This is a genomic window from Streptomyces sp. NP-1717 (assembly GCF_022695985.1).
GTDB lineage: Bacteria > Actinomycetota > Actinomycetes > Streptomycetales > Streptomycetaceae > Streptomyces.
In genome coordinates this window covers 21,318-47,267 of sequence record NZ_JAAPBF010000036.1, presented here as the reverse complement: position 1 = coordinate 47,267, position 25,950 = coordinate 21,318, and the positions used below count along the sequence as shown (strand labels likewise).

The following is a 25,950-nucleotide window of genomic DNA, read 5'->3' as shown; positions in this document are numbered from 1 at the left end:
GCCGCCGGTCCCAGTCGACCGCGAGCGCGGCCATCCACCGCGCGGTCGCGTCCAGCGCGGCCGGCCGTACCGCGTACCGCACTTCGCGTCCGACCCGGCCGCCCGAGACCAGCCCGGCGGCGTCCAGGACCGCGAGGTGCTTGACCACCGCCTGCCGCGAGACGGGAAGCTGCGCGGCGAGGGTGGTCGCGGTGACCTCGCCCTGCGCGGCGAGCAGTTCGAGCAGCTGACGCCGCGTCGGGTCGGCGAGGGCCACGAGCACGCTGTCGACGGACTCGCCGGCGTCCCGGTGCATGTCCGTCACGCCGACGGCTGTTCCGCACGCGCCTTGAGCGCGGCGAGTTCCTGGGGCCAGCCGACGGTGTTGTCCTTCACCGCCCGACCGCGCAGTTCCTCGGATCCGCTCAGCGCCGCGAATCCGCTCTCGACGACCCGCAGCCGCGTCCCGTCGCCTTCCGGGGCCAGTGTGAATTCCACCAGGGTGCTGTTGTTCTCGCGCAGTTCCTCGCCGGGGAACGCGCTGGCCCAGCGGTACGCGAGGTACGTCGGCGGCTCTACCTTCTCCACCCGTACCGGGTAGTCGCCGTACTCGGCGCTCTTCGCCACCATCGATTCGCCTTCCCTCGCCACGGTGCCGGGCAGGCTCGCCTTGTCGGCCACCCAGAAACCGGGTTGGGCCACCAGCGACCAGACCCGCTCCAGGGGTGCCGCGATCAGGGTTTCGCGTTCGATCCGGTCGTCGCTCATGAGGTCCTCCATCGCCGCCATTGAGTGCAACTCCAGAGTTGCACATCACCCCGCCAGGTGCAACCCGAGAGTTGCACCTGATGCCGGGTCCGGCGCAGTACTGTCTGCCGTGAAGCCGTGAGCGGTCAGGAGTGGAGTGGCGATGCGGAACCCTGCGGACCGGACAGACACCACGCGAGCGCACGCGGCGCGCGTGTACGACTACATCCTGGGCGGCGAGGACCACTATCCGGTCGACGCCGAAGCCGGTGACGCGATGTGCAGGCACTGGCCGGCGCTGCCCGTACACATGCGGGAGAACCGCCGCTTCATGCACCGCGCCGGTGACTTCCTCGCCCGCGAGAAGGGTGTACGGCAGTTCCTCGACATCGGTGCGGGACTGCCCACCTCGCCGAATCTGCACGAGGTCGTCCAGGGCGTCGCACCCGAGTCCCGTGTGGTCTACGTCGACAACGACCCCGTCGTCCTCGCGCACGCCGACGCGCTGCTGGACAGCTCGCCCGAAGGCGCCACCGCCTATGTCGACGCCGACATACGAAACCCGGACGCCGTCACGCGGAACCCGGGAGTGCGGGAACTGCTCGATCTGGACGAGCCGGTGGGGCTCATGGTCATCGGCGTCATCCACTTCATCAGGCCGCCCGAGGACCTGCCGCTCGTCCGGCGGCTGCTGGAGCCGCTCCCGTCAGGCAGCTATCTGGCGATGACGATCGGTACCGGCGACTTCGCCCCCGAGGAGGTCGGCCGCGTCGCCGAGGAGTACGAGCGGCAGAACATGCCGATGGTGCTGCGCGACCTCCCCACCGCCACCTCCTTCTTCGACGGCATGCACCTGGTCGAGCCGGGCGTCACCCAGGCGCACAAGTGGCGCCCCGGCGCCGGTCAACTGGACGTCGACGACCGGGACGTCGCCATGTACGGCGCGGTCGCGTACAAGCCCTGAGCGGAGTCCGGCGGCGGAGCGGCGTCGCGCCGCCGGACGGCGTACGCCCCGGGGCGCGATGCGCGCTCCGGGGCGTACGGTCACCTCCGCCCGGCGTCCCGGGCGATACGTCAGTCCACGATCATGGTGTTGAGCGGCACCGCTCCGGCCTTCGGCGCGAACCGTCCGCCGAAGTTACCCTCGACCTCGGCCTTTTCGGCCGTGTTCGGGTAGGCGTTCGTGCAGGAGGTTCCCGCGCTGGAACCGGACATCAGGCTGGTGCAGGGGCCGGGCTTGCGGTCCGGCAGCCCCAGGATGTGGCCCAGTTCGTGCGACGAGATGCGGATCGTGTTGTGCCCCTCGATCACCGCCTGACGGCCTATCCAGACGGTTCCGTTACCCAGTGACGTGGTGAGCGCGCGGGGCCAGCCGTTGTCCGCCAGGACTCGTATGTTGGCGGACTGACCGGACGCGACGGGCCGCAGTTCGACCGCGTCGACGCTCTCGTTCCAGATCGCGGCGCCCCGATCGACCGCGGACCTGAACTCCGCGGAACCGCTGGCGTCGTAGGTGACCACACGCGCGGCCAGGGCTCCGTCCGCGTCCGTGGTGGGAGCGGCCACGGCCTGGCCACCCAGCAGGGAAGCGGTCACGGCCAGGGCGGCGGCGAGCGCGCCGGTCAACTTACGGACGTACATGGTCGACCTCCTTACATCAGAGACAGTCGTGCACATGACATTTCCACTGCTCACTGCCCAACGGCGACTGACACCAATCCGTCAATCCGGCACACCGCGCCGACGGGCCGCCGGGAGGAGGCCCGGACACGGGTGTTCAGCCGAGGACGAGCGGGATCTCCCGGGCCAGTGGGCCCAGTTGGGCCTTCTCCGGGTCGGTCGGCGCGCGCCGTCCGGTGCCGATCAGCAGCGCGTCCTCGTCGGAGAACGACGCGGGGAACGCCGTCCCCGCGATCGCCTCCAGCGTTTCGCGCGTCCGGGCGAGCCCTTCCGCCGGCGGCCCCGCCGCGTGGGGCAGGTGGGCGACCAGGTCGAGGTGGTGCAGCGTCCACTCCAGGACGTACGCGCGGAGGTAGTCGCCCGCGGTGAGGACCATGTCCTGGGTGGCGACCCGCAGCCCCGGGTCGGCGAGTTCGGCGGCGCGGCCCGCGGCGGAACCGACGTCGTCGAGGTGGAACTTGAGCAGCGCGGGGTCCTCGTACGCCGCGGCCAGCCGGACGATCAGCGCGTCGAGCGGGTCGTCGCCGGTGGGCGGGGTCGGGGTGACGTGCCAGTACGTCACGGCGTCGTGGGTCGGTTCCGTGCCGGCGGGGGTCACGAGGGTGATCAGGACGTCTTGGGCGTCGATGACCAGATGGCACACCAGATCCCGTACGAGCCAGCCGGCGCAGCCGGACGGCTGTGCGAAGTCCTCGTCGGCGAGTTCGGCGACCGCCGTGCGCAAGGCCGCCCAGGAGCGCGAGAATTGATCCACGCCCGCAAGGTAGTGCGGTGCCGCGACGCCGTACAAGCGAACTCGAACGGCGCGCGCCGTGACGCGCGACGCCGTGGGGGGCCGCCCCGTGTGGCGGCCGAGCCGCCAGCGTCCGCCGGACAGCCTGGGCCGTATCTGACACGGCGGCTGGTGCGGTGCGTCGCGAGACGGAGGGTCGTCCTCGTACGGGGCGTATTCGGGAGATCCGACAACGCGGCGAGGTGCCGTCGCTGTCGTCGCGTGCCCGCCGGGGATTACGGGACAGCCCTCAGGCGTCCCGGTACCGGTCCCTGACCTCGGGGCGGCGTTGGAAGCCGGCCGACCTGTAGGTGGCGACGGCCCCGGTGTTGGAGCTCGGGGTGCAGACGATCGCGCTCGACGAGCCGAGGTCGCGCAGTGCCGCCGCCGCGGCGACGGTGATCGCCCGGCCGTAACCGTGACCGCGGTGTTCCCGGTGCACACCCATCGGTTCGAGCAACCCGGGCCGTCCGGGACCGGCCGACCACACCGTCACCGCCGCCACCGCGTCGCCGTCGTCGTCGTGCGCGACCAGGCACCGGGCGTCGGCGTACGGCGATCCGGCCGCCATCGCGTGCCAGCCCTCGTCCGTGAACCTCGACCCCTCGAACGCCGCCCGGTGCACGGCGACATACGCGTGCGCCCGCCGCGGCCCGACCACCTCGATCCGCACGCCCGGGTCCTCCACCGGCTCCGTGAGATCGCGGCGCAGCGGTGTCCACGGCTCGTCGGTGTTCCAGCCGTCCTCGCGCAGCAGTTCCTGGACCCGCGCGTCCATCGGCGCCTCGATGTTCACCCTCCCCCCGGGGAGCACGCCACGCTCCGGACCGGTCACGTCCTCGACCAGCCGCCGCGCCAGTTCCTCCTCCTGGTGGGCGTCCGGCGCGATCGTCAGCCGCAGCAGCCCGGGGCCGTCCAGCAGCCCGACCGCGAGGATCCGTCCTTCCCGGCTCCAGGTCCTGACCGCCGCGGCGGTCGCTTCCGCACCCGACCGCCAGAACCAGCCCAGGTCCCCCGGATGGAGCTGCGTCGGCGCCCCGTCGTCCTGCCACTCGCGCAGTACGCCCACCGCCTCGCCCAGCCCGTCGACTCCCGGCACGCCCAGCACAATCGCCATGCGCCCGATCACACACCACCGCCCCGCTGGTGCGCACCTGGTTTCCGAACGGCCGGGACCCGGGCTCCAGGCGGATCGCGTTTTCATTTGTGGGTGCTGTCTACACATGTGGACGGAAGAGGGTTAGGGTGCGGTGACAGCCCATGCACGCCGACGGCTACCGCCCGTCGTATCCACCGGAGGTCCCAGGGTGCGCGACCCACAGAACAACGAGCCGCACCGGATCAAGGACATACGTGTCACGCCCGTCGCGTTCCGTGATCCGCCACTGCTCAACACCGTCGGCGTCCATGAACCGTTCGCACTGCGGGCCGTCGTCGAGGTCGTCACCGAATCCGGGCTGCTCGGGCTCGGCGAGACGTACGGCGACCTGGCCCACCTCGAGCGGCTGCGGCTCGCGGCCGCCGAGCTGACCGGGGTAGACGTCTGGCACGTCCAGGAGATCGCCCGCCGTATCGCGGTGGTCCTGGCCGCCGACACCGGCAAGGGCGGCCACGGCATGAGCGGCATGGTCACGGGGAGCCGCACCGCCGACCGTGTGCTGTCGCCGTTCGAAGTGGCGTGTCTCGACATCCAGGGCAAGGCGCTCGGACGGCCGGTGAGCGACCTCCTCGGCGGAGCCGTCAGGGACCGTGTCGACTACAGCGCCTACCTCTTCTACAAGTGGGCGGGGCATCCGGGTGCGGAGCCCGACGAGTGGGGCGCCGCGCTCGATCCGGACCAACTGGTCGCGCAGGCACGGCGGATGATCGACGAGTACGGCTTCACCGCGATCAAGCTCAAGGGCGGTGTGTTTCCGCCCGAGGAAGAGGTCGAGGCGATCAGGGCCCTGCGCCGTGCCTTCCCCGGCCACCCGCTGCGGATCGATCCCAACGCCGCCTGGAGCGTGGAGACATCGATCCGCGTCGGCAAGGAACTCGGCGGTGTGATCGAGTACCTGGAGGACCCGACCGCCGAGATCGACGCGATGGCCAGGGTCGCGCGTGAGGTGCCGATGCCGCTCGCCACCAACATGTGTGTGGTGGCCTTCGACCAGCTCAAGCCCGCCGTCGCGCAGGACGCGGTGCAAGTGGTCCTCTCCGACCACCACTTCTGGGGCGGTCTGGGCCGCTCCCGTACCCTCGCCGGGGTCTGCGACACCTTCGGGCTCGGGCTGTCGATGCACTCCAACTCGCATCTGGGCATCAGCCTCGCCGCGATGACGCATCTGGCGGCGGCCACCCCCAACCTCAACTACGCCTGTGACACGCACTGGCCGTGGAAGAGCCCCGAAGAGGACGTCGTCGTGCCCGGCGCGCTGGCCTTCCGCAACGGCTCGGTGGCCGTACCCACCGCACCGGGGCTGGGGGTCGAACTCGACCGCGACGCCCTGGCCAGGCTGCACGAGCAGTACCTCGCGTGCGGTATCCGTCAGCGCGACGACACCGGGTACTACCGCCGTACCACCGAACCGGCCTTCGACCCGACCCCGCCGCGATGGTGACCGTGCCGACCGCCCGGCGCCGAACGGCCGGTCAGGAGGCGTCATGAGAATCGTCCTGACCGACCCCATCCTCACCCGGTTCTCCGACGAGCTGACCCGTGGCGGCACGGACGGTCACGACTGGGAGTTCCTCGCCGGCCGACCGGACGCCGACGTCATGCTCCGCCTGCCCGCCGCCGACGTACTGGTGGCGTCCCGGCTGACCGCCCCCGTGGCCGCCACCGCCGGGCGGCTGCGGCTGGTGCACGTCACCGGCGCCGGGTACGACCGGATCGCGATGGACGCGCTCCCGCCCGGCACCGCCGTGTGCAACACCTTCCACCACGGCCCCTCCATCGCGGAACACGTCGTGATGACGACGCTGATGCTCTCCCGCCGCGTGCCGCGCGCGGACCGGCTGATGCGCGAGGGGACCTGGGAGTCGGTCGCCGTGGACCCCGGCGTCGCCCTGGGCACCACGCTCGCCGGCCGTACGGTCGGGGTCGTCGGGCTCGGCGAGATCGGCCGGCAGGTGGTGCGGGCGACGACCGCGCTGGGCATGAGGGCCCGTGCGGTACGGCGCGATCCGCGGGCGCCGCTGCCGAGTGACCTGCGACTGGACCGGGTTGACGGCGAGGACGGGCTCGACGACCTGCTGGCGGGCTCGGACGTCGTCGTGCTGACCGTGCCGCTGTCGGCTGCCACGACCGGACTGATCGGCGCGGCGCGACTCGCCCTGATGCGCCCGCACGCCCTGCTGATCAACGTGGCGCGCGGCCCCCTGGTCGACGAGGACGCGCTGTTCGACGCGCTGTCCGGGCGGCGGATCGGCGGCGCGGGGCTGGACGTGTGGTGGAGCCACCCCAAGGACGGGGACGGTGCGCGCGGCTGCACCCGCCCGTTCCACACGCTCGACAACGTCGTGATGACGCCGCACCACTCCGGCCACACCCAGGAGACGTTCACCCACAGGGCGCACGAGATCGCCGACAACATCGGCCGGCTGGCCAGGGGCGAGCCCCTGACGAACGTGGTACGCGGCGGAAGCTGAGTACGGCACCGGACGGTCACCCCTTCGGCATCAGACGAACTGACGCACCGTCAGCAGCACGGCGCCCGCCACCGCCAGCACCGTCGCGACGGCTCTGGCCCGGCCGACGTTCAGCTTGTCGGACAGTGGGCGCGCCAGCAGTACGCCCGCGGCGGCGGCCGGGGCCAGCAGGGCCGAGTGGCGCAGGCTGTCGGCGTGCACCGCGCCGACAGCCGCGAGCGCGACCAGGCTCATCAGGGAGCCGGCGAGGAAGAACCCGCTCATCGTGGAGCGCAGCTCCGGCCCCGTCATCCGCTGCCAGACCAGGGCCATCGGCGGGCCTCCGATGGAGGTCGCCGTACCCATCAGTCCCGACGCCATCCCCGCCAGCGCCACGGCGCGCCGGGTCGGCGTCGGCCGGAAGCCGCGGACACTGGCGACGACACCCACCACGACCACGGCGGCGACGCACAGCGCCAGCCACCGCGCGGGCAGCAGGGCCACCAGCGCAGCGCCCGCGATCACGCCAGGTACCCGGCCGAGCAGCGCCCACCCCGCTCCGCGGAGGTTCACATGGGCGCCGTCCAGCAGCAGTACCGAGGCCGTGACCGCGGTGGAGAGCAGCAGCACCACGGGGACGAGGCCGGGCGCGACCAGCGCGATCACCGGGGCGGCGAGCAGCCCGAGACCGAAGCCGATCGACACCTGGAACACCGTGCCCAGCAGGACGACCGCGGAGAGCAGGGCGAATACCGGCAGGCTCACCTGTCCGCCGATGCCGGGCCGGCCACCGCTCCCCCGCCACTCACCGGCCCGGCGCCCAGTGGCTCCCCGTTCAGCGGGAAGTGGCACAGGCCCTCGTGCGAACCGTCACGCACATGTACCGGCGGGGCCTCCTCGGCGCACCTGTCGACCGCGCGCGGGCAGCGGGTACGGAACCGGCAGCCCGACGGCGGGTCGAGCGGCGAGGGGATCTCCCCCTTCAGCAGGACGCGGTCGCCGCGTGGCGGGGCGCCGGAGACGTCCAGCGCGGGGGCCGCCGACATGAGGGCAGAGGTGTACGGGTGGACCGGCCGGTCGAACACGTCCTCGGTGGCGCCGTGTTCGATGACCTTGCCGAGGTACATCACGGACACCCGGTCCGCGACGTGCCGGACCACCGACAGGTCGTGGGAGATGAACACGTAGGAAACCTGGAGCCGTTGCTGGAGATCGGAGAGCAGGTTGAGCACCTGTGCCTGTACCGACAGGTCCAGTGCGGACACCGGCTCGTCGCACACGATCAGATCGGGGTCAAGCGCCAACGCGCGTGCGATGCCGAGCCGTTGGCGCTGCCCGCCGGAGAATTCGTTCGGGTGGCGGAAGGCGTCCCCCGCGCGCAGTCCGACGAGGTCCAGCAGTTCGCGTACCCGGGTCTCCCGCGCCCGCGCGGTGGGTGCCACGTCCCGGTGGGTGCGCCACGGTTCGCCGATGATGTCGGCCGCGGACATCCGCGCGTTGAGCGAGGCGAACGGGTCCTGGAACACCATCTGCACCCGCCGGCGCCAGGCCAGCAGTTCCTTCTTCTTCAGGGAGAAGGGGTCGGTCCCGTCGAAGCGTACGGTCCCCGCGTCCGGCCGCTCCAGCAGGAGCAGCACCCGGGCCAGGGTGGACTTGCCGCAGCCGGACTCGCCCACCACCCCGAGCGTCTCGCCCCGGCCGAGGCGCAGGTCGACGCCGTCCAGCGCGGTCAGCCTGTTGTGTCCGGCGGCGTTGCGCGGGACGCGGAAGGTCTTCCGCACGCCGGTGACTTCCAGCAGCGGCGCGGACGTCGCCGCGGAGGTCCCGGAAGCCGCGGAGGTGCCGGAAGCCCGGGAAGCGCCGGAAATGGTGTTCTCAGACACGGGTGAGCTCCTCGGAGAAGTGACAGGCGACCGCGCGGCCCGTCCCGTCGTCGGTCACGAGGCGGGGCCGTTCCTCGGCGCAGCGTTCCCTGGCGAGCGGGCAGCGCGCCTGGAAGACGCAGCCCGGCGGCACCGCGCTCAGTTCGGGCGGGCTGCCGGGTACGGCGGGCAACGGGCCGCCCCGCTCGGCGTGTTCGGGTACGGAGTCGAGCAGGCCCTTCGTGTAGGGGTGGCGGGGATTCGCGAACACCTCACGTACCGGACCGGTCTCCACCACGTTGCCCGCGTACATGATCGCGACGTCGTCGGCGCGTTCGGAGACCACGGCGAGGTCATGGGTGATCAGCAGGACCGCCATGTCGCGCTCGGCTTGGAGATCCCGCAGCAACTGCATGATCTGCGCCTGGACGGTGACGTCGAGCGCGGTGGTCGGTTCGTCGGCGATCAGTACGTCGGGGCCGAGCGCGACGGCCATCGCGATGAGCAGCCGCTGGCGCATACCGCCGGAGAACTGGTGCGGGTACGAGCGGGCGCGGGCGCGGGGTTCGGGGATGCCGACGATCTCCATCAGCTCGATCGCCTTCTCCCTCGCCTGACGCCTGGACAGACCGCGATGGATACGGAACGGCTCGCCGAGCTGTCTGCCCACGGTCTGTACGGGGTTCATGGCGGTGAGCGCGTCCTGGAAGACGATCGACAGCACCGGTCCGGCGAGCCGCTTGCGCGCCGTGGCGCCCAGCCGCAGCACGTCGGTGCCGCCGACGCGGATCGCTCCGCCGACCACGTCGGCGACGGGCTCCAGCAGTCCGGCGATCGACTGCGCGGTCATCGACTTGCCGCAGCCGGACTCGCCGAGCAGCGCGAGGGTGCGTCCCTTGTCGAGGGTGAAGCCGACGGAGTCCAGGGCGCGGACGGTGCCGGAGGGCGTACGCAGGTCGACGCTGAGGCGCTCGACCTCCAGCGCGCGACGGCTCCCGCCGTCCTCGCCGACCGCGCCGTCGGGCCGCGCCGCTTCGGACGCCTCGGGCTTCTTCGCCGGGGCGGACACCGGCCGGGCCGGCGGCTCCATGCCGTCGCTCGCGGCCGGCTCCTGGCGCTTCTTCCTCGGCAGCGTCAGGCGCCAGCGCTGCGCGGGGTCCGTCGCCAGCCGTACCCAGGCGGCCAGCACCGTGGCGGACACGGTGGTCAGGACGATGGCGAGTCCGGGCAGTACCGCGATCCACCAGGCCGTCTGGAGGTACTGACGCCCTTGGGCGACCATCAGTCCCCAGCTGATGTCGGGCGGCTGGATGCCGATGCCGAGGAAACTCAGCGACGACTCGGTCAGCATGACGAAGCAGAAGTCGAGGGTGGCGACCGTCAGGAGCGTCGGCATGGCGATCGGCAGGATGTGCCGGTAGATCGTAGGCCAGGTGCCGGTGCCGAACGTCCGTGCCGCGTCGACGAAGAGGCGGCTCCTGAGTTCGGCGCCCTCGGCTCGCGCGGTCCGCAGATAGACCGGGATGCGGGCGAGCGCGAGGATCAGCACGATGTTGGTGGCGCTGGGCGCGAAGACGTAGAGGACGACGACCGCGAGCAGCAGGGAGGGGAAGCTGAGGATCACATCGGCGACCCGCATCGCGGCGCTCTCCCGCCAACCGCCCCGGTAGCTCGCCCACATGCCGATCGCGGAGCCGATCACCAGTGAGCACGCCACCGCCGGCACGGCGACGGACAGGGTCGTCGAGGCCGCCTCGATCAGCCGGGCCAGCACGCTGCGGCCGAGGACGTCCGTGCCGAGCAGTCCGTAGAAGCCGTGGTCGAAGGAGGGCGGGCGCAGCGAGGCGGCCAGGTCCTGCCGTGTGGCGCGGTCGCCGATCAGCAGGGGGCCGAACAGCGCGACCAGGAAGACGAGTCCGAGCAGTACGGCGGCGACGGCCGCGATCCGGTCCTTGCCGAGGAGCGTCCACCAGCGTGGTGGCCGGGTGCCGGGCGTGGCGGTACCGGTGGGTGGGTCGGCGGTGGCGGTGACGGTGGTGGTCATCGTGGCTCCTTCGGTCACGCCGGTACTGCCTGTCGTACGCGCGGGTCGAGCAGCGCGTAGCAGACGTCGATGAGGATGTTCAGGGCGAAGATCGTCAGGGCCGTCAGCAGGACGGCCGCCTGGAGAACGGCGAAGTCCCGCTGGAGAATCGAGTCGATCATGAGTTTGCCGATGCCCGGCCAGCCGAAGATCGTCTCGACGACCACCGCTCCGTTGACGAGGCCGATCGTGAGGTCGCCGGCGACGGTGAGGGCGGGGGTGATCGCGTTGCGCAGGGCGTGACCGAAGATGACCCGCTTCTCGCCGGCGCCCTTGCTGCGGGCCACTTTGACGTACGGCGCGGAGAGCGCGGCGACCATGGCTCCCCGGACCACCTGGACGAGCACGCCGAACGGGCGGATCAGCAGGGTGGCGATGGGCAGCACCCATACCTCGGGCCCGCCGGAGACGCCGGAGGTGGGGAGCAGGGCCAGGTTCACGCCGAAGATCAGTACGCCGGTGATGGCGAACCAGAAGTCCGGGATGCTGGCCGCGGCCATCGCCAGGAAGCTGGCGATCCGGTCGGCGACGGAGTTCGGGCGGTAGGCGGCGAGGCTTCCGATGAGGATCGCGCCCAGCGCGGCGATGACCATCGTGACGGCCGCGAGCTGGAGCGTCGCGGGGAAGGCGGTCAGTGCCATGTCGGCGGCCGACTGCCCGGTGCGCAGCGACGTACCGAAGTCGAGGCGTACCACTTGGCCGAGGTAGTCCCAGAGCTGGGCGCCGATCGACTGGTCGAAGCCGTGCTCGGCGGAGAACGCGGCGCGTTGGTCGGGAGTGGCGCTGAGCGGCAGGTAGAGGTTGACGGGGTTGCCGGTCAGCCGTGCCAGGCAGAAGACGCCGAACACCACGAAGACCAGCGGGATCGCGCTCGATATGATCCGTTTGCGCAGGAAGGTCGTCATGTCAGCGGCTCTTTCCCCCGGCGCGGCTGACCGCGGCCAGTCTCAGTTCGTCACCGGTGGCGGAGTTGGGCTCGTAGCGCACCGACGACGACAGACCGAGCAGTCCGCGCATGTGCGCGAGATGGACGTACTGCGCGACGGCCTCGTTCTGGTAGGCGAACACCTCGGCGAAGGCTTTCTGGCGCTTCTCGCCGGCCAGCGCGGTCGCCGCCGCGACCCGCCGGTCCAGCTCCGGTGTCCCGAAGGTCGACTGGGGGCTGCCGCTGAGCAGGTACTGGCTGGCGGTGAACGCCGCGTCGCCCGCCTGGTTGCCGTGCATGATCAGCAGCGCGATCGGTCCGACGTTCTCGGGCAGGGGCCGCAGTTGGTACTGGAGGTGCGCGGCGGTGTCGGTCATGAGGATCTTGACGTTCAGCCCGAGCCGCGCCATCTGGTACTGGAGCGCCTCGGCGGTCTCGGCGACCCGGGGGAACTGCCCGTTGCGCGCGACCAGGGTGATCTTCCGGTCGACGGGTGCGCCGTCGGCCGCCGCCGCCTTGACGAGTGCGCGGGCGGCCTTGAGGTCGGGCTCCGTCGGGGTGAGGCCGTCGTTGAAGCCCACCACACCCTTCGGGACGAGTTGCGCGGCGGGCTCGCCGAGTTCGCCGAAGAGGGTCTCGGAGATGGACTGCCGGTCGATGACCATGTCGATGGCCTTGCGGACACGTATGTCGTCGAGGGGGGCCTCCCGGCCGTCGAGCCGCAGCGCCGTCGTCTCGTTGTTCGGGTAGGCGACCGAGTTCTCCTCGGTGGCGTCCTGCGGGTCGAGAGCGGTCGCGAGGTCGGCCTCGCCCTTGGTGATCATCGCGGCGCGTACGCTCGGTTCGGACCGCCATACGTAGCGGGCACGGGCGAACGCGGGCGCCTTCCCCCAGTACGTGTCGTTGCGGTCGAGCGTGATGGACACACCGGTCTGCCAGCCGCGGATGGCGTACGGGCCGGTGCCGACCGGCTGCCTGACCTTGGCCTCGGTGCTGGTCGTGCGCGGGACGATCTCGATGAAGCTCAGCCGCAGGGGGAGGATCGGGTCGGGCTTCGCGGTGGTGACCGTCAGGGTCGTGTCGCTGGTGGCGCGTACCTCGACTCCCGAGTCGTCGAAGACATAGCCGTCGACATTGCAGGAGAGGTCGGAGTTGACCGCGCGGTCGATGGAGAACGCGGCGTCCTCGGCCGTGAACTTCTGCCCGTTCTGGAAGGTGACACCGGGTCGGGTGTCGAAACTCCAGGTGGTGGGCGCCGTCTGCCGCCAGCCGGTGGCGAGCAGCGGCTGGAGTTCGCCGGAGTCGGGGTCCCGCTCGACGAGTGGTTCGGTGACGTTGGAGCGGACCACGACACCGGTCGACGCGAGTGAGGACTCGCAGGGTTCCAGGGTCGGTGGCTCCTGATCGAGCACGATCCGCAGGGTGTTGCCGCCGGCCGCGCCGATGTCGCCGCCGGTGTCGCTGTTGGCGACCGTGCACGCACTGGTGAACAGCAGGGCCGCGGCGGCGAGTCCGGCGGCCGGTGCCCTGCCGCGCCGGCGGCGCCCGGGACGTGGTGCGGATGACTGGGGACGAGGGGGTTTGTACAGGGCGGAAAGCAGGGGTGATCGACGTACGGAAGACAGCATCGTCTCTCCGATGGGCTGAGTTGGTGCTACCGGAGTCGCAGAGCCAGCGAAAGCTGTCTATAAATGCGGACCCAGTCTGCATTTGTAGACGGAACCGTAGGCTCGCCCTCTGGGGCCGTCAAGGGGGTGCGACGGGAGACCTCGAAGGCGCCGGGGCCGGTCGCGGCGAGATCCCGCAGGGCGCTGAGCACAGGGTTGGCGTGCCCGGCCCACCACGGGCGTGGGGTCCTCACGACGCTACGGGGCCCGGCCCCACGGGGGCCGGTCGAGTCGGTTCTCGACCCGCCGCCGGTGCCCGATCCTGCCTGGTCATACTCAACGGGTATCGACTGATGCCCTTTTGGTGTTAGACAGGTATCGCTGGCGCCCATACGCTCCGGGCAGTCCCTCGACCCTGGAGCACCACCATGACGCTGTTCGACCCGGAGACCCTGCGGTCCGTCCTCGGCACGGGATTGCTGTCCTTCCCCGTCACCCACGCGCGTCCTGATTTCAGCTTCGACGAGGACGCCTATCGCGAACACGTCGCACGGCAGTCCTCGTTGCCGACGTCAGGTGTCTTCGCCGCCGGCGGCACCGGCGAGTTCTTCGCGCTCACGCCCACCGAGGTCGCCCGGGTCGTCAGGGCGGCCGTCGCGGCGACCGGCGACGCCAAGCCCGTGGTGGCACCGGCCGGCTACGGCACGGCGCAGGCGGTCGCGATGGCACGCGACGCCGAGGCCGCGGGCGCGTCGGGCGTCTTCCTGCTGCCGCCGTATCTGACCGAGCTGTCCCAGGCGGGGCTGGTCGCCCATGTCCGCGCGGTCTGCGAGGCGACCGGCCTCGGTGTGATCGTCTACCACCGCGCCAACGCCGCGTTCGGCTACGACGCCGTACGGGAACTCACCGACAGCTGCCCCAACCTGATCGGGTTCAAGGACGGCATCGGTGACGTAGACCTGATGACCCGCATCCACGCGCGGCTGCACGGGCGGCTGCTGTCCATCGGCGGGCTGCCGACCGCCGAGACGTACGCCCTGCCGTACCTGGAGATGGGCGTCACGACCTACTCCTCCGCGCTGCTCAACTTCATCCCGGAGTTCGCACTCGACTTCTACGCCGCGGTGCGGGCACGGGACGCCGCGACGGTCTACCGCAAGCTCGACGAGTTCGTCCTCCCCTATCTCGACATCCGCGACCGGCAGCCCGGCTACCCGGTGTCGATCGTGAAGGCCGGACTGCGGGCCACCGGCCGGAATGCGGGCCCCGTACGCCCGCCGCTGACCGACCTCACGGCAGCGGAACTGGACGAGCTGAGGACGCTGGTGGAGAAGGTGCTTCCGGCGTGACGTCCTCCTCCCCCGCACCGCGCGACGGAACCGTCCTCCTGGTCTGCCCGCTGCCCGCCTCGCTGGAGTCCGCGACAGCGGCACGCCACCGCACGGTGCGGCTGACGGAGCTGTCCGATCCGGCCTCGTATCTGCGGGAGCACGGCGACGAGGTGGTGGCCGCCGTGACCCGGGCGCGGACCGGGGTCTCGCACGACCTCATGGACGCGCTGCCCCGGCTCGGCGCCATCGTCAACTTCGGGGTCGGCTACGACGCGACGGACGTCCCGCGCGCCCGCGCGCGCGGGATCCAGGTGAGCAACACCCCCGATGTGCTCACCGACTGCGTGGCCGACCTCGCCGTGGGCGCGCTGATCGACGTGATGCGCCGGCTCTCCGCGGCCGACCGTTACGTACGCCGGGGCGACTGGGTTCCGGGCGGCTTCCCCCTCACCACCAAGGTGAGCGGAAAACGGGTCGGCATTCTCGGCCTCGGCCGGATCGGGCGCGCGATCGCGCGCCGGCTCGAAGGATTCGATGTCGAGCTGAGCTACCACTCGCGCACGGCGGCGAACGACGTGCCGTACCGCTACGCCGGCTCACCGCACGAGCTCGCCGCCGGGGCCGATGTCCTCGTTGTCGCGGCCGCCGGGGGCGACGGCACCCGGGGTCTGGTCTCCGCGGACGTGCTCGAAGCGCTCGGACCGCACGGTTATCTGGTCAATGTCGCGCGGGGCAGTGTGATCGACGAACCGGCGCTGGTCGCGGCGCTCGTCAAGGGCGGTATCGCCGGAGCGGCGCTCGACGTCTTCGCCGACGAACCGCATGTCCCGCCGGCCCTGCTGGAGCTCGACACCGTGGTGCTCCTGCCGCACATCGCCAGTGGCACGCACGAGACCCGCGAGGCCATGGGGGAACTCGCCTTCCGGAACCTCCACAAGTTCATGACCAAGGGCACCCTGGTCACTCCCGTACCGGAGCCGCGCACGGCGTGATGGTCCCCGGCCCCGGCACCCGGCCCCGGTACGGGTGGGGCGCCGGGGCCGGAGGTCAGGCGGGAGGCCCGGGGTTGTCGCCGGAGCCCCGCGCCAGCAGGTGTTCGAGGCGGTCGAAGCGGGCGTGCAGGGCGCGCAGTTCGCGGGCGGCGTCCGTCGTGCCCTGTGACTCCGCGTGTTCCAGGGCGAGCGCCACCCGGCGCGCCCTGCGCGCGGCGCTGCCCACGAACCAAGTGGCCAGGGAGGCGGTGACGATGCTGAAGACCGAGATCCCGACGAGCATCACGATGCCCGCGATGACCCGACCGGCCACGGTGACCGGGTACAGGTCCCCGTAGCCGACGGTCGTGGCGGTCTCGACGGACCACCACAGCGCCAGCGGGAACGAGGTGATGGTCGCCCGGGGCGCCGACGACTCGAACGGGACGATGATCCAGGAACCGATCAGAAGCACCAGGACGACACCGACGGCCGCCCACACGGAGGCCTTCACGTGCAGCCGCTGCCACCGCTCGCTGCCCAGCAGCTTGCGCAGGAGATAGAGCGGCGAGAGCGGAGGCATGGACCGAAACTAGCCGTGGCCGGAGCATGCGGGGAGCAGGACACACCCTGCGGACCGGAGCGCCGGTATCAGGCTCCCGGGTTTCGCCGCCGGCTTCCCGGACCACCGCCCGAAGGCGGGGCCGGGACGTCAGGCGAAGTCGTCGTGGTCCGCGAGGACTTCACCGATCACCTGCCAGTTGGCCGCGGCCACTTCCTCGTCCGTGTCGATGTTCTGGGACAGGACAAGCAACGCCTTCCACAGCGCCCATCCCCGGGCGCGGGCCCAGGTGCCGTCGTCCTGACCGACCGTACGCCGGAAGGCGGCCCTGCTCTCGCCGTGGAACATCCCCCACGCGATGACCAGGTCGCAGGCGGGGTCCCCGACCCCCGACGTACCGAAGTCGATGACGGCCGTCAGCCGCCCGTCCGCGACCAGCAGGTTGCCGAAGGCGATGTCGCCGTGGAACCACACCGGCGACCCGCGCCACTCGGCGGCGAGCGCGGCCTCCCACACTGCGGCGGCCCGGTCGGTGTCGACGCGGCCCTTCAGCGCGGCCAGGCAGCGCCGCGTCTCGTCGTCGTAGTGCGCGGGCGGCGCTCCCCGGTAGAAGCTGTGCTCCCCCGCGACGGGACCGCCGGTGGCGTCACAGCGCTGGAGGGCGAGCAGGAACTCCGCGACCTCGACCGCGAAGGCGGACATGTCCCCCACCCGCTCGGGCCGCGCCGTCCCGCCCGGCAGCCAGCCACGCACCGACCACGGGAAGGGATATCCCTCTCCGGGTACGCCCAGGCCGAGCACCGGCGGTACGGGGACGGAGAGTTGGGGAGCCAGCCGGGGCAGCCACCGGTTCTCCTTCTCGACGGCGGGGACGTAGCCGGCGGCGGTGGGCAGCCGGGCGGTCATGCTGTCACCGAGCCGGTACGTCCGGTTGTCCCACCCGTCGACCTCCACGGGGGTGACGGGCAACGTGCTCCACTGCGGGAACTGCGCGGCGATCAGACGTTTCACCAGGGCCGCGTCGATACCGGCGCGGCCGTCGGGGGGAGTTGAAGCCATCCCTCGATCATCGCGCCCGGCGATCACGCCGGGCAACGCATTATCGAGCGACGGCCCGCGGGGGCCGCGGCGGGACTGCCTATGATGACGGCATGTCATCCCCAGGCGTCACTTCGGCCCGAAGCCCCGGTGACGGCGCGCCCGCCGGTCCGGCTCCTTCCGGAGCGGACGGGGTGATCAGGGTGTTGTCATGGTGGTGGATGGCGTCTCCGCTCATTCTGCTGACTCCTGCGACCGCCCTGGCAATGGGATTTCCGGGAGTACGCGCGGAGTTCGGCGCGGAGTTCTTGTGGGCGGCGCTGGCCGGTGCGGTGATCGCGCCGGCAGCCGGCTTCGTCGTGGCGCTCGCCGCACACCGCCGACGGGCCCGCCGCCGCTTCACCGTCATGGGAGCGATATCGGCCGTACCGCTCCTCTATATATGGGTCTTCGGCGTACTCCTCGCCGAGTGCCCCGGCGGTCACGGCTGCTAGGGCACGGTCTAGGCGTCCGGGAACCGGCCGCAGAGCCAGTTGCCCGGCTCCGCCGGGTTGTCGCTGATCCAGAACTGGCGCCACAGGAGGGCGAATTCCTCGCGGCTGAGGTGACCGTCGCCGTTCAGGTCGAGCAGTTCGAAGACGCCCGTCATGTCCACGGGCCGCCCGTTCCACGTCTCGACGAGCCTGTGGTGTTCCTCCGGGGATATGCGGCCGTCGCCGTTGGTGTCCGTGGCGTCGAAGACGGTGTCGGCGGTCGCCGTGACGTCCGCGACCATGGCGGGCAGGCGGTCGACGAGCGCGAGCATCTCGTCCAGGTCGACCGCGCCGTCGCCGTTCGCGTCCCCGACCTCCAGGAGCGCTGTCCACCAGCCCATCAGCAGCGACTCCACCCGGGCGCGCAGTTCCGTCCCCGGTTCCACTCCCGGCATCCGGCTCCAGCGGGCGACGAGCGCCACGAAGTCCTGCCGACGCAGATAGCCGTCACCGTCGGCGTCGAACGCGGCGAACATCCCTCTGAACTTGCGCTCCTGAAACGTGCTGGCCATGAGCGGCCTCCTTCGACGCCGAACCGAACCACGAACCACGAACCGCGACGACCGCCACGACCGCCACGACCGACGTCGAGATGGCGGACAGTCCGCAACTGTAGGCGGAGGCGCGCCCGCGCATCCACGGGCACATTCGCTCGATAATTCACCCTCCGGGGGACCCCCGCCCCGGCGGCGGTCGGCGCTCAGGGGCCGGACAGCCAGGTGCGGATGCCCGCCAGCGCGGTGGGGCCGTAGTCCTCGTCGACACCCCGGGCGAGGTCCGCGACGGATATCGCCTCAAGTGCCGCACGCCAGGCGGCGTCCGCCCCGGCCATCGCCCGCGAGATGGCGCAGGGCCGGGTGCATGCCTCCGGAGGTGTCGCCAGCGGCCCGCGCTGACGGATCTCCGTGCAGACGAACGCGGGCTTCGAGCCGTCGACGGCCTCGACGACATCGAGAACGCTGATCAGTTCGGGGGCCCTGGTCAGGGAGTATCCCCCGGCGTTGCCCTGGCTGGAGCTGACGAGACCGGCTCGCGAGAGTGCTTGCAGTTGCTTGGCCAGATAACTGGCGGAGACGTCGTGCAGCTCCGCGAGCCGGGCCGCGGGCACCGGATCGGGCGCCGTGGTCAGCACGACACAGCAGTGCAGCGCCCACTCGACACCGCCCGTCAGCTTCATGACCTCACCCCTCGCTCCTCGCTCCGCACTCCCCCGTTGACTCGGACAAAGACTATCCGACTATGATTACGGACAAGAAATATCCGAGTTGAGGACGCGCCTCAACGGCAGCTCCCGCGCGCCCACGGGCCTGCGGTGAAGGGTGAAGCCATGAAGATCACAGTCGTCGGTGGTACCGGACTGATCGGCTCGCAGGTCGTGGACAAGCTGACCGCGGCCGGGCACGAGGCCGTCCCCGCGGCGCTGTCCACGGGAGTCGACCTGCTCACGGGCAAGGGCATCGACCAGGCGCTGGCCGGCGCCGAGGTCGTGGTCAACCTCGCGAACTCGCCGACCTTCGACGAGGCGTCCCTGGACTTCTTCCGGACCTCCATGACCAACCTGCTGGCCGCCGGCGAGAAGGCCGGGGTACGGCACCAGGTGATCCTCTCGATCGTCGGCGTGGACCAGGTGCCCCAGCTGGACTACTACCGGGCCAAGGCGCTTCAGGAGGAGTTGCTGCGGGAGGGTCCGACGCCGTACTCCATCGTGCGCGCCACGCAGTTCTTCGAGTTCATGGACGCCGTCCTGTCGTGGACCTCGGACGACACCACGGTGCGGCTGCCCGCCACTCCCATCCAGCCGATGGCAGCGGCGGACATCGTCGACAACGTGGTCGAGGTGTCGACCGGCGCCCCGCTCCAGGGCATCCGCGACATCGCCGGCCCGGAGGTCTTCCGCCTCGACGAACTCGGCCGGATCACACTGGCCGCGCGGGACGACGACCGGACGGTGACCACCGACGACCAGGCCGGCATGTTCGCGGTCATCACCGGCGACGTACTCACGGCGGGGCCGGACGCCCACCTCTCGTCCACGCGCTACCAGGAGTGGATCCGGCGGGACCGGTAGGCGCGGACGGCCCGGTTTCTCAACCCCGTCGCCCACGGCCGGAGTTCAGCGGCCGACTCCCGCGGCCGCCGGGACGGAGCCGCGCCCGCCCGCGATCTCCGAGGCGGGCGCGCGGGGGGTGCGGGCGGGCCCAGGACGTTACCGCTCAGCGGCCGACGGCCTTGCGCAGTTGTTCCTTGTTCATGGATGAGCGCCCTTCGACGTTCTTCTTCTTCGCCTCCGCGTAGAGCTGGTCCCTCGTCGGCCCCTGGGACCCCCGGTGGGAGCGCTCGCCCCCGCGCTGGGACGCGGACTTGGGGTCGCGCGTGGATGTCCTGCTCGCGGACCTGGCCTCACCCGACCGGGCGCGTTCCTTGTTGACCGTGCGCGAGGCGATCTCCTTGGCGCGCCCTTCGGACGTGCCGCGCTTCTCGGCGCCTTCCTTGATGTGCTCGTACTGCCGCTCACGCTTGGGGCTGGATCCTGCCGGCACGATGTGCCTCCTTGGTCGTCCTGTCCGATGGGTCCGCTATGGGTACCCCCGCGTCCACCGGTTCTCACCCGTTCTCCTCTCACGACTGACGCCGCGCGGAACGGACTGGCACGCGGGTTCGAACCCCGGCGTCCCCGGGATCAGGTGTCGTCCTCGATCCCGATGGCCTCCCTGAGGCTCTTGACGGCTGTGCCCGGCTTGCCTTCCTGCGTCTCCAGAAGCGCCGCCGCGATGGCGTCCAGCTTCAGCTGGATGGCGTGCTCCGCCCGGCGCTCGGAGTTCTTCAGCAGGGCGAGCAGCAGCAGGGTCACCGCGGTCATCGACTCGCCGGCGAGCAGCAGCCAGGTCACCTCCAGCTTGGCGAAGTGCGCGCCGATGACGATGCCGACGAGGACCATGCAGACCCCGAAGAACGCCGGTGAACTGGAGAAATTGGAGGCGTACTCGGCAAGGCGGGCGAACCGTCCGGGCCTGTCGCCACCACGGTTCGCGGGATGTTGAAGCGTCATGCGCCCGACCGTACACACGTTCTTTCCGTCCTCGGAGGGCAGCGCCGAACGCGCTGTGTTTCCTCTCACGCATACGTTCGGATCCCAGGGGCACCCGCACTGACACCACGAACGATGCCCAACCGAAATGAACCGGACAGCACGGACAGGAAGTGTCTCCGGACGACGTACGACAGGCGGGGAAATGGCTACGACGGACAGCAAGGACGGCGAAGAGAAGCAGGCGCGTATCGACATCTCCACGGCGATGCGAAAAGCCGCCGGACAACTCGCCGAACTGCTGCGCTGCGAGCCCAGTTCCGTGTCCGCTCTCAAGGCCACGGACGACGGGTGGACGGCCGATGTGGAAGTCGTCGAGATCGAGAAGATCCCCGACACCACCAGTGTCATGGCTTCTTACCGAGTCTCCCTCGACGGTCAGGGTCAACTCGTGGGCTACGAACGTATTCGCCGGTACTCACGGGGCCAGGTCGACCGCTGAGTCGTACTCGCGCCGTGACCGGGACGGACCACGCAACAAAACTCATTGGAAGGAAGGTCGACGATGAGTCTCGTGCAGCAGAGCAACGCGTCCAACACCGCAGGAAGCGGATCCGGAAATCTCTACGACGTTCTTGAGCTGATTCTCGACAGGGGGCTCGTCATCGATGCCTTCGTTCGAGTTTCGGTCGTCGGTATCGAAATCCTCAAGATCGACATTCGCGTCGTCGTCGCCAGTGTCGACACCTATCTTCGATTCGCCGAGGCGTGCAACCGACTCGACCTCGAATCGGGCCGCAAGGCCCCGACACAGCTCACCGACATCGTCGGTGACACGGCCGAGAGCGGAGCCAAGGGGAAGTCGAAAGGAGCGCTGACGGGCGCGGTGGAAGCCTTCACCGACTCGTTCCAGAGCGGCCGTTCCGACTCGGACTCCGACTCCCGCTCCAGCTCCGACGACGACAAGGAGAAGGAGAAGCGGCCGGCGCGCAAGACCGCTTCGTCCAGCAGCCGCCGCACCACCCAGCGCCGGGAGGAGTGACCGATGCCCACGTACGTCTACGCCATCACCGCGGCCGACCATCCGCTGCGGCTGGACGGCCTCAACGGTGTCGGTGACCCGCCGTCCGCGCTGCGGACCGTGAAGACCAAGGCACTTGGCGCCGTCGTCAGTGACACCCCGCCGGACTTGCGCGCCAAGCGGCGTGATCTCGTCGCGCACCAGAGCGTGCTGGAACGGCTGATGACCGACGGCGCCGCGCTGCCGATGCGCTTCGGCCTCGTCGGTCCCGACGACGACCAGGTACGCACGGCGCTGGAGGAGGACCGGGAAAGCTACACCAACCGCCTCACCGAACTCGACGGACGCCTGGAGTACAACCTGAAGGTGTCGCGGGTGGAACAGAATCTGCTGCGCGAAATACTCGCCGAATCCGATGAAGTACGCCGGCTCAGTGAGTACACGCGGCAGAATCCCGCCGCGCACGACGAGAAGGTGGCACTCGGCGAACTCGTGTCCCGCGAGATCCAGGTCCGCAACGACGCGGTGGCGGGCGAACTGCTCGGCGCGCTGATTCCGGCGGCGGAGCGCGAATCCCGGGGCGACCCCACCAAGGCGCATTTCCTGAATGTGTCCTTCCTGGTGAAGCGTGACGAGGCGGCCGCTTTCTCGCAGGCCGTCCACGAGGAGGCGGAACGCCGGGGTGACGACTACGAGTTCACCCTGAACGGACCGCTGCCCCCTTACAGCTTCGTCTGACTTCCGCACGTTCGACAGACTCCCGCTGATCGGAGGATCCGTCATGGGACTCATCACGCAGATTCTCACCCTGCCGCTCGCACCCGTGCGAGGTTCCGTCTGGGTCCTCGATCAGGTGGTGCTCGCGGCGGAACGCGAGTACTACGACCCCGATCCCGTGCGCAAGGAATTGGCCGATCTGGAGAAGGAGCTGCTGAGCGGCGGTATCAGCGAAGAGGAATTCGACCGGCGCGAGGACGAACTGCTGGACAGGCTCGATGAGATCGAGGCACACCAGCGGCGTCTGCGGGCCAATCCCTGACACGGGGAGATTGAGGTGCACGCGAGATGACAGGCAACGTCAAGATAGGTGTTGCCCTGGTGGGCGGATACCTGCTGGGACGCACGAAGAAAGCGAAAATGGCCATCGGCTTCGGGATGTTCCTGGCCGGAAAGAAACTGAGCTTCGATCCGCAGCAGCTCGGCAAACTGGTGGCGAACTCGCCCGTTCTGGGCACTCTCAACGACCAGGTACGCAAGGAACTGGTGGATGCGACGAAGTCCGCCGCCACGAACGCCCTGACGCAGCGGGCCTCCGGTCTGGCCGACTCCCTTCACCAGCGGACCCTGGGCCTCGAAGGCAGGGACGGCGGCAAGGACGGACGTTCCGAGGATCGCGAGGACGAGGAGAGCGACGCCGGGGACAGGGATGTCCGCGATGACGCAGACGGGTCGGACGAGGCGGACGAGAAGCCGGCGCCGCGCCGTAAGCCGGCCGCCAAGCGGTCCTCCAAGCCCGCCGCCAAGACCGCGTCCAAGACCGCGTCCGGTCCCCGCAGGACCGCCTCGGGCCGTACCGGAGAGGCACGCAAGAAGACCTCGTCGACCGCGCGCAAGACCGCTTCGTCGGCCGGCCGCAAGGAGCGGGGTGGCGGCAATGGCTGACTCGACCCTCACCAGGCTCAAGGACGACGTGGCGAAGAATCCGGCCACCGACCGTCTGAAGGAAGAGCTTCAGAACTACCTCAAGGCGCGCGCCACGCACGCCGTCACCAACCTCGGGCAGCGGCTCGGCGAAGGTGTCGGGAAGCTGGCCGACCCCAAGAACGGTCCCGGCGGGGCGGTGAAGTCCCTGGCCAAGGGCGGCCAGGCGCTCGGCGAGGGCAAGTCACCCGCGCAGGCGGCCATGGCGGCCGGCACCTCCCATCTGAAGGACACCATCAAGGACAAGGTCAAGGGTTTGTTCGGCAAGGGACGCAAGGGCGGCGGCGGCAAGTCGAAGAGCGTCACCATCACCGAGGACATCGACGTCGGTGTGCCGGTGCGTGAGGCGTACGACCAGTGGACGCAGTTCCAGGAGTTCAGCACCTTCGCCAAGGGCGTCGTGAGTGTCGAGAAGGCCGACGACACGAGCAGCAACTGGAAGGTGAAGGTCGCCAAGTCCACCCGCAGCTGGAAGGCGAACGTCACCGAGCAGGTGCCGGACGAGCGCATCACCTGGACCACCGAGGGGGCCAAGGGCACGGTCAAGGGCGTGGTGACCTTCCACGCCATCACCGACAACCTGACGCGGGTGCTGCTGGTTCTCGAGTACTTCCCCAAGGGGCTGTTCGAGAAGACCGGCAACATCTGGCGCGCCCAGGGCCGCAGGGCCCGTCTCGACCTCAAGCTCTACCGCAAGTTCATCATGATGCGCGGCGAGGCCACCGACGGCTGGCGGGGTGAGATCCGCGACGGGGAGGTCGTGCTGGAGCACGACGACGCCGTCGAGGAGGAAGAGGCCCGCGAGCGGGAGGAGGGCGAGGACGCCCCGGAGGCCGAGGCCGACGAGGAGTACACGGACGAGGAACAGCCTCCCGAGGAGGACCAGGAGGAGCGTGCCGAGTACGACGACGACGAGGACGTCGAGGACGAGGACGCCCCCGCCGAGGAGGCTCGCGCCGAAGAGGACGCTCCCGCCGAGGACGAGTACGAGTACGAAGACGAGTACGAGGACGAAGACGCGGCCGTGGACGAGGACGCCCCCGTCGAGGAGGCTCGCGCCGAAGAGGAAGAGGAAGAGCCGGCCCCGCGTTCCCGGCGCCGTACCGCCTCGGCGGGCCGCTGACACACTCCGCCGACAGCACAGACAGGGCTGATACCAGTGTCCGATTCACTGGCCGGCCGTATGGGGACCTCCTCCGGGATGTCCCCATACGGCCAGCAAGGGTCATCCGCCAATCTCGCCGACATCCTTGAGCGCGTCCTGGACAAGGGCATCGTCATCGCCGGCGACATCCAGATCAACCTGCTCGACATCGAACTGCTCACCATCAAGCTGAGGCTGCTGGTCGCGTCCGTGGACAAGGCAAAGGAGATGGGCATCGACTGGTGGGAGCACGATCCCTCGCTCTCCTCCCGCGCCCGGCCGGCGGCGGGGGCCGTGAACGGATCCCACGGGTCCCAGGACGTCCACGGCGTTCACGGCTCGTCGTCCGATGACGGCGACGCCGGTCCGCTGGCGCTGGAGAACGCGCGACTACGTGCCGAGCTGGCCGAGTTGCGTGCCGCGGTGGAAGACAGGAGGGAGCGGTGAACAGCACCGACACGCGCCCCGCGGCCCCGCCGATGAGCTACGTCTACGCGGTCGGCGGCGCCGGGAACGCGCTGGACTCCGCTCTGTCCGGCCGCACCGGGGCGCACGGCGGCTCGTTGCGGACCGTGCGCGCCGGAGAGCTCGTGGCCCTGGTGTCGTCGGTGCCTCATGACGCCTTCGGTACGGAGGGTCTCCGGGCACAGATGGAGGACATCAAGCAGCTCGAAGTGCTGGCCCGTACGCACCACTCGGTGGTGGAGGCCGCCTACGAGAGCGCGACCGTGCTGCCCATGAGACTGGCAACGGTGTATCTGGACGATGCCCGCGTGAGCGAGATGCTGGTCGAACGGGCCGTGGAATTCGGTGACTTGCTCTCCCGGCTCGAAGGCCGTGTCGAACTGGGCGTCAAGGTCTACGCCGACCCGCGAGAGGCCGCCTCGGCAGTCAAGGCGGCCACGGCTGCCACGGCGCCGGGCGAATCCGCGGTGACCACCCCCGGGCGGGCGTATCTGCGGCAGCGCCGCGAGCAGCGCCGTAACCACCGCGACGCCTACCAGGCGGCCGGGGCGGTCGCCGCCGAGGTGCCTGCCCGGGTGGGTGCGATGGTCCGTGCCCGGCTGGCACACCGGCCCCAGCAGGGAGACCTCGCTCCGGGAGCGGGCGAGAACATCGCCAACGACGCCTATCTGGTGGAGGCGACCCGCGTGGCCGAGTTCCACGCGGCGCTCGCGGGGCTCGCCGACGACGTTCCCGGCGTACGCGTCGAGATCACCGGTCCGTGGGCGCCGTACTCCTTCGCCACACCGCCCGCCGAGGCCGCGGGAGGCGGCGACGGCAGCGCCGGGGACGGAGGGCGACGGTGAACGGCGAACTGAACGAGGCGCTGCCGACGGTCGGATTCGCCGGGACA

31 protein-coding genes are annotated in these 25,950 nt (G+C 70.4%); 15 read left to right on the top strand and 16 right to left on the bottom strand.

The features are described 5' to 3' along the window. Window positions 1-295 (bottom strand): helix-turn-helix transcriptional regulator (locus GXP76_RS11100; protein WP_242571305.1); only part of this gene is annotated, 295 nt, incomplete at its 3' end. 5 nt (window positions 296-300) lie between these two features. Next, a complete protein-coding gene (locus tag GXP76_RS11095; protein WP_242571300.1) occupies window positions 301-747 on the bottom strand; it encodes an SRPBCC domain-containing protein in 447 nt (148 codons plus the stop codon). A 142-nt stretch (window positions 748-889) separates the two neighbouring features. Between GXP76_RS11095 and GXP76_RS11090 the strand changes: the two genes are divergently transcribed. Beyond that, entirely contained in the window at window positions 890-1,690 is an 801-nt protein-coding gene (locus GXP76_RS11090; RefSeq protein WP_242571299.1) for an SAM-dependent methyltransferase, read from the top strand. A 110-nt stretch (window positions 1,691-1,800) separates the two neighbouring features. On the opposite strand, the gene GXP76_RS11085 is transcribed toward GXP76_RS11090, so the two are convergent. From GXP76_RS11085 to GXP76_RS11075, 3 genes are all read right to left on the bottom strand, one after another. Beyond that, window positions 1,801-2,367, bottom strand: a complete 567-nt coding sequence (locus GXP76_RS11085) for a snapalysin family zinc-dependent metalloprotease (protein ID WP_242571298.1) — start codon at window positions 2,365-2,367, stop codon at window positions 1,801-1,803. Between the two features lie 136 nt (window positions 2,368-2,503). Further along, a complete protein-coding gene (locus GXP76_RS11080; protein WP_242571297.1) occupies window positions 2,504-3,160 on the bottom strand; it encodes a maleylpyruvate isomerase N-terminal domain-containing protein in 657 nt (218 codons plus the stop codon). A gap of 268 nt (window positions 3,161-3,428) precedes the next feature. Then, window positions 3,429-4,295, bottom strand: a complete 867-nt coding sequence (locus tag GXP76_RS11075; protein ID WP_242571296.1) for an N-acetyltransferase — start codon at window positions 4,293-4,295, stop codon at window positions 3,429-3,431. A gap of 190 nt (window positions 4,296-4,485) precedes the next feature. Between GXP76_RS11075 and GXP76_RS11070 the strand changes: the two genes are divergently transcribed. After that, entirely contained in the window at window positions 4,486-5,778 is a 1,293-nt protein-coding gene (locus GXP76_RS11070; protein ID WP_242571295.1) for a glucarate dehydratase family protein, read from the top strand. A gap of 43 nt (window positions 5,779-5,821) precedes the next feature. After that, window positions 5,822-6,808, top strand: a complete 987-nt coding sequence (locus GXP76_RS11065) for a 2-hydroxyacid dehydrogenase (RefSeq protein WP_242571294.1) — start codon at window positions 5,822-5,824, stop codon at window positions 6,806-6,808. A 30-nt stretch (window positions 6,809-6,838) separates the two neighbouring features. On the opposite strand, the gene GXP76_RS11060 is transcribed toward GXP76_RS11065, so the two are convergent. The 5 genes from GXP76_RS11060 to GXP76_RS11040 are packed head-to-tail and all read right to left on the bottom strand — an operon-like array spanning window position 6,839 to window position 13,285. After that, window positions 6,839-7,552 carry a sulfite exporter TauE/SafE family protein gene (locus tag GXP76_RS11060; RefSeq protein ID WP_242571293.1) on the bottom strand — a complete coding sequence of 238 codons (714 nt, stop codon included), beginning with the start codon at window positions 7,550-7,552 and terminating at the stop codon, window positions 6,839-6,841. After that, window positions 7,549-8,670, bottom strand: coding sequence for an ABC transporter ATP-binding protein (locus GXP76_RS11055; protein WP_242571292.1), 1,122 nt, complete (start codon window positions 8,668-8,670; stop codon window positions 7,549-7,551). Before GXP76_RS11055 ends, GXP76_RS11060 begins: the two co-directional genes overlap by 4 nt. Next, window positions 8,663-10,693, bottom strand: a complete 2,031-nt coding sequence (locus GXP76_RS11050; protein WP_242571291.1) for a dipeptide/oligopeptide/nickel ABC transporter permease/ATP-binding protein — start codon at window positions 10,691-10,693, stop codon at window positions 8,663-8,665. Before GXP76_RS11050 ends, GXP76_RS11055 begins: the two co-directional genes overlap by 8 nt. Before the next feature lie 14 nt (window positions 10,694-10,707). Further along, entirely contained in the window at window positions 10,708-11,637 is a 930-nt protein-coding gene (locus GXP76_RS11045) for an ABC transporter permease (protein WP_242571290.1), read from the bottom strand. Window position 11,638: 1 nt separating this feature from the next. Next, complete coding sequence (locus GXP76_RS11040; RefSeq protein WP_242571289.1) at window positions 11,639-13,285, bottom strand: ABC transporter substrate-binding protein; 1,647 nt, start codon at window positions 13,283-13,285, stop codon at window positions 11,639-11,641. Window positions 13,286-13,692: 407 nt separating this feature from the next. On the opposite strand from GXP76_RS11040, the gene kdgD reads away from it, so the two are divergent. Both kdgD and GXP76_RS11030 read left to right on the top strand, forming a co-directional pair. Next, a complete protein-coding gene (gene kdgD / locus GXP76_RS11035; RefSeq protein WP_242571288.1) occupies window positions 13,693-14,613 on the top strand; it encodes a 5-dehydro-4-deoxyglucarate dehydratase in 921 nt (306 codons plus the stop codon). Then, window positions 14,610-15,587, top strand: a complete 978-nt coding sequence (locus tag GXP76_RS11030) for a 2-hydroxyacid dehydrogenase (protein WP_242571287.1) — start codon at window positions 14,610-14,612, stop codon at window positions 15,585-15,587. Before kdgD ends, GXP76_RS11030 begins: the two co-directional genes overlap by 4 nt. 55 nt (window positions 15,588-15,642) lie before the next feature. Here the strand turns inward: GXP76_RS11030 and GXP76_RS11025 are convergent, their stop codons facing one another. Both GXP76_RS11025 and GXP76_RS11020 read right to left on the bottom strand, forming a co-directional pair. After that, complete coding sequence (locus tag GXP76_RS11025) at window positions 15,643-16,149, bottom strand: potassium channel family protein (RefSeq protein WP_242571286.1); 507 nt, start codon at window positions 16,147-16,149, stop codon at window positions 15,643-15,645. A gap of 129 nt (window positions 16,150-16,278) precedes the next feature. Further along, the gene (locus GXP76_RS11020; RefSeq protein ID WP_242571285.1) at window positions 16,279-17,187 is read right to left on the bottom strand and encodes an aminoglycoside phosphotransferase family protein; all 909 of its coding nucleotides are present in this window, start codon (window positions 17,185-17,187) and stop codon (window positions 16,279-16,281) included. A gap of 173 nt (window positions 17,188-17,360) precedes the next feature. Here GXP76_RS11020 and GXP76_RS11015 point away from each other — a divergent pair, with 173 nt between their 5' ends. Beyond that, window positions 17,361-17,660 carry a hypothetical protein gene (locus tag GXP76_RS11015; RefSeq protein WP_242571284.1) on the top strand — a complete coding sequence of 100 codons (300 nt, stop codon included), beginning with the start codon at window positions 17,361-17,363 and terminating at the stop codon, window positions 17,658-17,660. Between the two features lie 8 nt (window positions 17,661-17,668). Here GXP76_RS11015 and GXP76_RS11010 read toward each other — a convergent pair whose 3' ends face one another. Beyond that, window positions 17,669-18,211, bottom strand: coding sequence for an EF-hand domain-containing protein (locus tag GXP76_RS11010; RefSeq protein WP_242571283.1), 543 nt, complete (start codon window positions 18,209-18,211; stop codon window positions 17,669-17,671). Between the two features lie 188 nt (window positions 18,212-18,399). Continuing rightward, window positions 18,400-18,876, bottom strand: a complete 477-nt coding sequence (locus GXP76_RS11005; protein WP_242571282.1) for an Rrf2 family transcriptional regulator — start codon at window positions 18,874-18,876, stop codon at window positions 18,400-18,402. 150 nt (window positions 18,877-19,026) lie between these two features. On the opposite strand from GXP76_RS11005, the gene GXP76_RS11000 reads away from it, so the two are divergent. Next, a complete protein-coding gene (locus GXP76_RS11000; protein WP_242571281.1) occupies window positions 19,027-19,767 on the top strand; it encodes an SDR family oxidoreductase in 741 nt (246 codons plus the stop codon). 145 nt (window positions 19,768-19,912) lie between these two features. On the opposite strand, the gene GXP76_RS10995 is transcribed toward GXP76_RS11000, so the two are convergent. After that, window positions 19,913-20,239 (bottom strand): plasmid stabilization protein, encoded by a 327-nt coding sequence (locus GXP76_RS10995; RefSeq protein ID WP_242571280.1) that lies wholly within the window; start codon window positions 20,237-20,239, stop codon window positions 19,913-19,915. Window positions 20,240-20,379: 140 nt separating this feature from the next. Then, complete coding sequence (locus tag GXP76_RS10990; RefSeq protein ID WP_242571279.1) at window positions 20,380-20,748, bottom strand: low affinity iron permease family protein; 369 nt, start codon at window positions 20,746-20,748, stop codon at window positions 20,380-20,382. Between the two features lie 184 nt (window positions 20,749-20,932). On the opposite strand from GXP76_RS10990, the gene GXP76_RS10985 reads away from it, so the two are divergent. The 8 genes from GXP76_RS10985 to GXP76_RS10950 all read left to right on the top strand — a co-directional run bounded on the left by GXP76_RS10985 (window position 20,933) and on the right by GXP76_RS10950 (window position 25,903). After that, the gene (locus GXP76_RS10985; RefSeq protein WP_242571278.1) at window positions 20,933-21,229 is read left to right on the top strand and encodes a gas vesicle protein; all 297 of its coding nucleotides are present in this window, start codon (window positions 20,933-20,935) and stop codon (window positions 21,227-21,229) included. 63 nt (window positions 21,230-21,292) lie between these two features. Then, window positions 21,293-21,769: a gas vesicle structural protein GvpA gene (locus GXP76_RS10980; RefSeq protein ID WP_242571277.1), complete on the top strand. Its 477-nt coding sequence runs from the start codon at window positions 21,293-21,295 to the stop codon at window positions 21,767-21,769. 3 nt (window positions 21,770-21,772) lie between these two features. Continuing rightward, entirely contained in the window at window positions 21,773-22,486 is a 714-nt protein-coding gene (locus GXP76_RS10975; protein ID WP_242571276.1) for a GvpL/GvpF family gas vesicle protein, read from the top strand. 43 nt (window positions 22,487-22,529) lie between these two features. Continuing rightward, a complete protein-coding gene (locus GXP76_RS10970; RefSeq protein ID WP_078073807.1) occupies window positions 22,530-22,787 on the top strand; it encodes a gas vesicle protein GvpG in 258 nt (85 codons plus the stop codon). Between the two features lie 26 nt (window positions 22,788-22,813). Beyond that, the gene (locus GXP76_RS10965) at window positions 22,814-23,410 is read left to right on the top strand and encodes a hypothetical protein (RefSeq protein ID WP_242571275.1); all 597 of its coding nucleotides are present in this window, start codon (window positions 22,814-22,816) and stop codon (window positions 23,408-23,410) included. Beyond that, entirely contained in the window at window positions 23,403-24,572 is a 1,170-nt protein-coding gene (locus GXP76_RS10960) for an SRPBCC family protein (protein WP_242571274.1), read from the top strand. The genes GXP76_RS10965 and GXP76_RS10960 overlap by 8 nt, the downstream gene beginning before the upstream one ends. 36 nt (window positions 24,573-24,608) lie before the next feature. After that, the gene (locus GXP76_RS10955) at window positions 24,609-25,040 is read left to right on the top strand and encodes a gas vesicle protein (RefSeq protein WP_374360545.1); all 432 of its coding nucleotides are present in this window, start codon (window positions 24,609-24,611) and stop codon (window positions 25,038-25,040) included. After that, on the top strand, window positions 25,037-25,903 hold the full coding sequence (locus GXP76_RS10950; protein WP_242571273.1) for a GvpL/GvpF family gas vesicle protein: 867 nt from the start codon (window positions 25,037-25,039) through the stop codon (window positions 25,901-25,903). Before GXP76_RS10955 ends, GXP76_RS10950 begins: the two co-directional genes overlap by 4 nt. Window positions 25,904-25,950 lie beyond the last annotated feature (47 nt).

Bases quoted from the DNA above. Each gene is read 5' to 3' on its own strand.
- GXP76_RS11095 (WP_242571300.1), bottom strand. From the start codon at position 747: ATGAGCGACGACCGGATCGAACGCGAAACCCTGATCGCGGCACCCCTG.
- GXP76_RS11090 (WP_242571299.1), top strand. From the start codon at position 890: ATGCGGAACCCTGCGGACCGGACAGACACCACGCGAGCGCACGCGGCG.
- GXP76_RS11085 (WP_242571298.1), bottom strand. From the start codon at position 2,367: ATGTACGTCCGTAAGTTGACCGGCGCGCTCGCCGCCGCCCTGGCCGTG.
- GXP76_RS11075 (WP_242571296.1), bottom strand. From the start codon at position 4,295: ATGGCGATTGTGCTGGGCGTGCCGGGAGTCGACGGGCTGGGCGAGGCG.
- GXP76_RS11065 (WP_242571294.1), top strand. From the start codon at position 5,822: ATGAGAATCGTCCTGACCGACCCCATCCTCACCCGGTTCTCCGACGAG.
- GXP76_RS11050 (WP_242571291.1), bottom strand. From the start codon at position 10,693: ATGACCACCACCGTCACCGCCACCGCCGACCCACCCACCGGTACCGCC.
- GXP76_RS11045 (WP_242571290.1), bottom strand. From the start codon at position 11,637: ATGACGACCTTCCTGCGCAAACGGATCATATCGAGCGCGATCCCGCTG.
- GXP76_RS11040 (WP_242571289.1), bottom strand. From the start codon at position 13,285: ATGCTGTCTTCCGTACGTCGATCACCCCTGCTTTCCGCCCTGTACAAA.
- kdgD (WP_242571288.1), top strand. From the start codon at position 13,693: ATGACGCTGTTCGACCCGGAGACCCTGCGGTCCGTCCTCGGCACGGGA.
- GXP76_RS11025 (WP_242571286.1), bottom strand. From the start codon at position 16,149: ATGCCTCCGCTCTCGCCGCTCTATCTCCTGCGCAAGCTGCTGGGCAGC.
- GXP76_RS11020 (WP_242571285.1), bottom strand. From the start codon at position 17,187: ATGGCTTCAACTCCCCCCGACGGCCGCGCCGGTATCGACGCGGCCCTG.
- GXP76_RS11010 (WP_242571283.1), bottom strand. From the start codon at position 18,211: ATGGCCAGCACGTTTCAGGAGCGCAAGTTCAGAGGGATGTTCGCCGCG.
- GXP76_RS11005 (WP_242571282.1), bottom strand. From the start codon at position 18,876: ATGAAGCTGACGGGCGGTGTCGAGTGGGCGCTGCACTGCTGTGTCGTG.
- GXP76_RS11000 (WP_242571281.1), top strand. From the start codon at position 19,027: ATGAAGATCACAGTCGTCGGTGGTACCGGACTGATCGGCTCGCAGGTC.
- GXP76_RS10990 (WP_242571279.1), bottom strand. From the start codon at position 20,748: ATGACGCTTCAACATCCCGCGAACCGTGGTGGCGACAGGCCCGGACGG.
- GXP76_RS10985 (WP_242571278.1), top strand. From the start codon at position 20,933: ATGGCTACGACGGACAGCAAGGACGGCGAAGAGAAGCAGGCGCGTATC.
- GXP76_RS10980 (WP_242571277.1), top strand. From the start codon at position 21,293: ATGAGTCTCGTGCAGCAGAGCAACGCGTCCAACACCGCAGGAAGCGGA.
- GXP76_RS10975 (WP_242571276.1), top strand. From the start codon at position 21,773: ATGCCCACGTACGTCTACGCCATCACCGCGGCCGACCATCCGCTGCGG.
- GXP76_RS10970 (WP_078073807.1), top strand. From the start codon at position 22,530: ATGGGACTCATCACGCAGATTCTCACCCTGCCGCTCGCACCCGTGCGA.
- GXP76_RS10965 (WP_242571275.1), top strand. From the start codon at position 22,814: ATGACAGGCAACGTCAAGATAGGTGTTGCCCTGGTGGGCGGATACCTG.
- GXP76_RS10960 (WP_242571274.1), top strand. From the start codon at position 23,403: ATGGCTGACTCGACCCTCACCAGGCTCAAGGACGACGTGGCGAAGAAT.